This is a genomic window from Amycolatopsis sp. NPDC043889 (assembly GCF_056435645.1).
In genome coordinates this window covers 93,475-99,720 of record NZ_JBWKEC010000030.1, presented here as the reverse complement: position 1 = coordinate 99,720, position 6,246 = coordinate 93,475, and the positions used below count along the sequence as shown (strand labels likewise).

5 protein-coding genes are annotated in these 6,246 nt (G+C 69.2%); 2 read left to right on the top strand and 3 right to left on the bottom strand.

Annotated elements, in window-relative coordinates; all coding sequences use genetic code 11:
* Positions 1-41 precede the first annotated feature (41 nt).
* Complete coding sequence (locus AC0685_RS35445) at positions 42-653, top strand: hypothetical protein (RefSeq protein WP_478229483.1); 612 nt, start codon at positions 42-44, stop codon at positions 651-653.
* Here AC0685_RS35445 and AC0685_RS35440 read toward each other — a convergent pair.
* Entirely contained in the window at positions 637-2,010 is a 1,374-nt protein-coding gene (locus AC0685_RS35440; RefSeq protein WP_478229480.1) for an aminotransferase-like domain-containing protein, read from the bottom strand. The two genes, AC0685_RS35445 and AC0685_RS35440, sit on opposite strands and share 17 nt — an antisense overlap.
* Before the next feature lie 31 nt (positions 2,011-2,041).
* Between AC0685_RS35440 and AC0685_RS35435 the strand changes: the two genes are divergently transcribed.
* The gene (locus AC0685_RS35435; RefSeq protein WP_478229479.1) at positions 2,042-3,232 is read left to right on the top strand and encodes an aminotransferase class V-fold PLP-dependent enzyme; all 1,191 of its coding nucleotides are present in this window, start codon (positions 2,042-2,044) and stop codon (positions 3,230-3,232) included.
* 54 nt (positions 3,233-3,286) lie between these two features.
* Here AC0685_RS35435 and AC0685_RS35430 read toward each other — a convergent pair whose 3' ends face one another.
* Both AC0685_RS35430 and AC0685_RS35425 read right to left on the bottom strand, forming a co-directional pair.
* A complete protein-coding gene (locus AC0685_RS35430; protein WP_478229478.1) occupies positions 3,287-5,329 on the bottom strand; it encodes a M3 family metallopeptidase in 2,043 nt (680 codons plus the stop codon).
* Between the two features lie 103 nt (positions 5,330-5,432).
* Positions 5,433-6,143, bottom strand: a complete 711-nt coding sequence (locus AC0685_RS35425; RefSeq protein ID WP_478229477.1) for a histidine phosphatase family protein — start codon at positions 6,141-6,143, stop codon at positions 5,433-5,435.
* Positions 6,144-6,246: the final 103 nt, after the last annotated feature.

Genomic DNA, 6,246 nt, shown 5'->3' with positions numbered 1-6,246 from the left:
CCGCGCTCCCGCCCGAAGGCACGGTCCCGTTCGAGGGCAGGGTGCCGTCGGGATCGCGCGGCGGCGCGGGTTTCGAGGACCCGTCGTCGATGGCGAAGGTCACCGGATATCACGTCGGCGAGACGGTGCTCTGGGGTCTCGTCGTCGGCGTCACCGGCTCGCTGATCCCGATGGCCGTGATCGTGCGCGGCGCCCGGAAGGGCAAGTGGGACAGCCACCATGTCACCGATCGCGCCGGACGGCTCGTCCCGTTCGCGGTCTGCATCGGCTCGCTGACCGCCGGCTTCGCCGTCTTGATCGTCGGCGGTGCCCCGCACGAGATGATCGCGCTCGCGGCCGCCGAGCTCGTCTGCCTGGTCGCCGCGCTCGCGATCACCTTCGGGCTCGAGTTCAAGATCTCGATGCATGCGATGGTGGCGGCGGGTGCGGCCGTGATGCTGATCCGTGTCTACGGCCCCTGGCTCGCACTGGTCTTCGTCGGCGTCGCCTGGGTCTGCTGGTCCCGCGTCGAACTCGGAGATCACACCAAAGCCGAGGTCACGGCCGGGATGGCCGCGGGTGTCGTCCTTGGCGGTGGGGTTTATCTGTGCTTGACGTGGTTTTGGCCTGAGCCACGCCGTATAGGTCGTTATACATTTAACCTAATCGCCTGATGCCTTCGGCGAGTTCGGCGACGTCGGCCGCGGCGGCGAAGCCGAGCCGGAGGAACGGTCCGGCTGGTTCGGCGGCGAAGAACCGGTCCCCCGCCCCGACCACGACTCCCCGCTCCCTCGCCGCGCGGGCGACCGCGTTCGCGTCACTCCCCGCCGGTAGCCGCACCCACAGGTGGAGTCCGCCCTCGGGCAGCCGCGCGACAGTCCACTCAGGACGCTCCCCTGCCAGCGCCGCGGCCGCCTTTCCGCACCGCTGCCGTAGTTCGGAGCCCAGTTTCCGCACGTGACGTTCCCAGGACGGCGCGCTGAGCAGTTCGAGGGCGGCCTCCTGCAGTGGACGGGAGACGAAGAAGTCGTCGACCTGCCGGATCGCCTTCATCCGGTCGAGGACCGGCCCTCGCGCGATCACCGCGCCGATCCGAAGACTCGGCGCGGCGGCCTTGGTCACCGATGTCAGATGGACGACCGTGCCGTCCCGGTCGTCGGTGATCAGCGGACGCGGTGCGGTCACCCCATGGGAGAGATACCGGGCGAAGTCGTCCTCCAGGACGAACGCGCCCGCCGCCCTGGCGACGTCCAGCACCCGCGTGCGCCGTTCGGCCGCGAGCACCGTCCCGGTCGGGTTGTGGAAGGTGGGCTGGCAGCAGAAGAGCCGGGCGCCGGTCATCGCGAACGCCTCGGCCAGCAGATCCGGGCGGACTCCGTCGTCGTCGATCGGCACCGGCACCGGCCGGAGTCCCGCCGCCCGGGCGGCGGCGAGCGCTCCCGGATACGTCGGCGATTCGACGAGGACCGGGCTTCCGGGCGCCGCGATCGCCCGGAACGCCATGGACAGCCCACTCTGCCCGCCCGCGGTGATCAGGACGTCGTCCGGCGAAGCACCGGCCGGCCCCGCGAACACCGACCTCAGCGCGGGCAGACCGGCGGCCGGCGCGCGGTCCCAGGCGTCCGGACGGCGGCCCGCCCGCGCCAGCGCCGCACTCAGGAAGCGAGTCGCCTGCAGTGACCGGTGCGGATAGCCGCCGTCGAGGAGGATGGCGCCCTCCGGTGGCGGGCCGAGGGCGCCGGTGAGGGATCTGGTGTCGACGCTGCGATCGGTCAGCGCGACCGTCTGCCACGCCGTGTCGAGCGGTTCGCCCACCGTCGTCGCCTTCGGCGCCACGTAGGTTCCGCTCCCGGGGCGGGTCACGACCGTGCCCTCGGCGGCCAGCAGGGCGATCGCGCGAGAGACCGTTCCCGGGCCGACCCGGTAGCGCTCGATCAGCTCCCGGCTACTGGGCAGCCTCTCCCCTGCGGCCGCAGTGCGGATGAGCGAACGCAACTGGGCGACGAGCGCGGAAGTGCTACTATCCGACATGAAGCAACATGATAGTGCTACTGAGATTCTGGTGAGATCACTACTGGACGTCCCGGCCCTGCGAGCCGATACCCCGGGCAGCGAGAAGGTCGTCCACTTCAACAACGCGGGCTGCGGGCTCCTGGCGAAGCCGGTACTGGCCGCGATGCTCGATCACCTGAATCTCGAAGCCGAGACCGGCGGGTACGAGGCCGCCGCGGCGCGCGCGAGCGAGGTCACCGGCTTCTACGACGAGATCGCGGCCCTGATCAACGCGAGGCCCCGCAACATCGCCTTCGCGGCGAGCGCCACCCACGCCTACTCCACCGCGCTTTCCTCGATCCGCTTCGAGCCCGGCGACGTCGTGCTCACCACCCGCAACGACTTCATCTCCAACCAGATCGCGTTCCTGTCGCTGCGGAAGCGGTTCGGAGTCGAGGTCGTGCACGCACCGGACTCGCGGGAGGGCGGTGTCGACGTGGAGGCCATGGCCACCCTGATGCGCTCGAGGAAGCCGAAGCTGGTCGCCGCAACGCACATTCCGACCAACTCGGGCCTCGTCCAGCCGATCGCCGAGATCGGGCGGCACTGCCGGGAGCTCGGCCTGCTCTACCTGGTCGACGCCTGCCAGTCGATCGGCCAGTACCCCGTCGACGTCGAGGAGATCGGAGCCGACCTGCTCACTTCGACGTGCCGCAAATTCCTGCGTGGTCCGCGCGGTTCGGGGTTCCTGTTCGTCTCCGACCGGTTCCTCGACGCCGGGCACGAGCCGTTGTTCATCGACATGCACGGAGCCCGCTGGAGCGCGCCCGGCGCGTACGAACCGGCGAAGTCGGCTTCCCGGTTCGAAGAATGGGAATTCCCGTACGCCACCGTGCTCGGCTGCGCCGCCGCCGCTAGGTATGCCCGTGAGGTCGGTCTAGAGGCGATCTCACGGCGCACGCCCGCGCTCGCGGCGAGACTGCGGGGCGGGCTCAGCGCCATCCCGGGCGTCGAAGTGCTCGACCGGGGCCCGGAGTTGGGCGCGCTGGTGACGTTCTCCATCAAGGGCTGGGAAGCGGTGCCCTTCAAGGAGGCGATGGACGCCCGCCGGATCAATTCGGCGCTGAGCTACCGGGAGTTCGCGCAGTTCGACTTCGGAGACAAAGACGTCGAGTGGTGCCTGCGGCTGAGCCCGCATTACTACAACACCGAACGGGAAGTGGACGACGTGGCCGCTGCCGTCGCCGAGCTGGCCGCCTGAGCGCGGTTCCCCGCCTGGACACTGGGGGTGTCCGGGCGGGGAACCGTCGGGAGGTCAGGCGCCCGCGAGGCCGCGGCGCTTCAACAGCGGCTCGATCTCCGGATCGCGGCCACGGAACGCGCGGAAGGCCGCCATCGGGTCGACACTGCCGCCCCGCCCGAGGAGCTCGCGGCGGAAGTGGTCGCCGTTCTCCCTGCTGAGCCCGCCGTTCTCACGGAACCACTGGACGGTGTCGGCGTCGAGGACCTCGCTCCAGATGTAGGAGTAGTACCCGGCGCTGTAGCCGCCACTGAAGATGTGCGCGAAGTACGTGGTGCGGTAGCGCGGCGGCACGGCTTCCAGCGCGACACCGGCCTTGGTCAGCGCCTCGGCCTCGAACCGCTGGACGTCCTCGACGTTGTCCTCGGTGCCCAGCGCGTGCCACGCCTGGTCGAGGAGGGATGCCGCGAGGTACTCGGTGGTCGAGAAGCCTTCGCCGTACTGCTGCGACGCCAGGAGCTTGTCGATCTGCTCCTGCGGCAGCGGCTCACCGGTCACGTGGTGCTTGGCGTAGTTGGCCAGCACCTCGGGCCAGAGCATCCACATCTCGTTGACCTGCGAGGGGTACTCGACGAAGTCACGCGGGACGTTGGTGCCCGAGAACATCGGGTACTCGACATCGGAAAGCAGCGAGTGCAGCGCGTGCCCGAACTCGTGGAACGCGGTGACGACCTCGTCGAAGGTCAGCAGGGTCGGCTCCCCCGCCGGTGGCTTGGCGACGTTGAGCACGTTCACCACGACCGTCTTCGTGCCCAGCAGCCTCGTCTGGTCGACGAAGTTGTTCATCCAGGCGCCGCCGCGCTTCGAGTCGCGGGCGTAGTAGTCGAGCAGGAACAGGCCGAGTTCCGTGCCGTCGGCGTCGAAGACCTCGAAGATTCGGACCTCGGCGTGATACTTCGGCAGGTCTTTCCGCTCGGTGAAGCTCAGGCCGTACAGCTTGGACGCGGCGAAGAACACGCCGTCGGTCAGCACCCGGTTCAGCTCGAAATACGGGCGCAGCGCGGCGGTGTCGACCTCGAACCGGTCCTTGCGGACGCGTTCGGCATAGAACGCCCAGTCCCACGGCCGCAGGATCGCGCCGGGGATGTCGGCTTCGAGGTAGCGCTGCAGTTCTTCGGCCTCCGCCTTGGCGTTGGCGACCGCAACGGGCGCGAGCCGTTCCAGGAGACCGACAGCGGCCTGAGCGGTCTTCGCGGTCTCGTCCTCGATGACGTACGAAGCGTGGTCGGGGAAGCCGAGCACGGCGGCCCTTTCCGCACGCAACCGGACCAGCTGGGCCACGACCTCGTTGTTGTCGAACTCGTTGCCCCGGTTGCCACGGGAAACCGATGCGGTGAAGATCCGCTCGCGCAGCGCGCGGTCTTCCAACGAAGCCAGCGCGGCCTGCGCCGTCGGCAGGGTCAGCTTGAGGACGTACTTGCCCTCCTCGCCGGCGGTTTCGGCGGCCGTGGCGATCTCGTCCTCGCCGAGACCCGCGAGTTCCGCGACGTCGTCGACGACCACGGCCAGTTCGTTGGTGTCCTTGAGCAGGTTCTGCTGGAACCGGGTCGACAGCGTCGAAATCTGCTCGTTCAACTCGCGCAGACGCTTCTGGTCGGCTTCGGGAAGACCGGCGCCGGCGCGGCGCACGTCGGTGTGGTGACGCTCCAGCAGGCGTAGCGATTCGGCGTCGAGGCCGAGTTCGTCCCTGCGCTCGAACAGCGAGTCGATCCGGGCGAACAGCGCCGGGTTCAGGTTGATGGCGTCGGCGTGCGCGGCCAGTCGCGGTGCCATCTCGGCCTGCACGCGCTGGATCTCGTCGTTCGCGTTCGACCCGGCGAGGTTGAAGAACACGCTGGAGACGCGGGACAGCAGCCTGCCGGATTTCTCGAGCGCGACGATGGTGTTCTCGAAGGTCGGCGGCTCGGCCGAGCCGGCGATTTCCTCGATCTCGGCGGCGTGCTCGGCCAGGCCCGCTTCGAAGGCGGGAAGGAAGTGCTCGTCGGCGATCCGGTCGAACGGAGGAAGGGCGTAGGGCAGCTCACTCGGCGCGGCGAACGGGTTGTCCTGCGAAATCATCGGTGTTGCTCCCGGGTCGTCGAATCTGCTGGTCTGGCCACCTTACGGGCAGCGAGGGGCCGGTGGATGCCGTCCGTGGCGGTGACGCCACCGATGGCGGTGGTCACGCTCCGGTGGTACCGCCCACCACCGCGTCGGAGCTGCGTTTTCCCTTGCCGCGCTTGGCTTTGGCCTTCGGTTCGGGTGGGGCGACGCCGGCCAGGTCGCCGCCGTTGTCGTTGACGCGCAACACGAACGGACGAGTCTCGGTGTACCGGACGACCGAAACCGACGCCGGATCGACCACGATCCGCTGGAAGGAATCGAGATGCTGGCCGAGCGCGTCGGCGAGGATCGCCTTGATCACATCGCCATGGCTGCATAAGAGCCACACCGCGTTTTCGCCGTGCTTCGCGGTGATCCTCGCGTCGTGCGCGCGAACGGCGGCGACCGCCCGCGCCTGCATCTCGGCGAGCCCTTCCCCGCCAGGGAAGACCGCGGCCGAGGGATGCGCCTGCACGACGCGCCACAGGGGTTCCTTGAACAGATCCTTGAGCGCGCGCCCGGTCCATTCGCCGTAGTCCACTTCGGACAAACCGGGCTCTTTGAGCTTGTCCAGACCGCGTGCCTCGGCCAGCTTCGCGACCGTCTGGCGGCAGCGGAGCATCGGCGAGACCACCAGCTCGGCGAGCGGGACCGGCGCCAGGCGCTCGACGAGCGCGGCGGCCTGCGCCCGGCCGGTGTCGTCAAGGCCGACCTTGGGCGTGCGCCCGGCCAGGACGCCCGAACCGTTCGCCGTGGACTTGCCGTGGCGCAGAAGGATCACAGTACTCACGTGGCCCACCCTACGTGTCGTGCTTTGCCCGGCTACGCGATTCGTCCTCTGGATGCGGTCCTTGCGCGTGCAAGGACCGCATCCAGAGGACTAAATGCGTGAG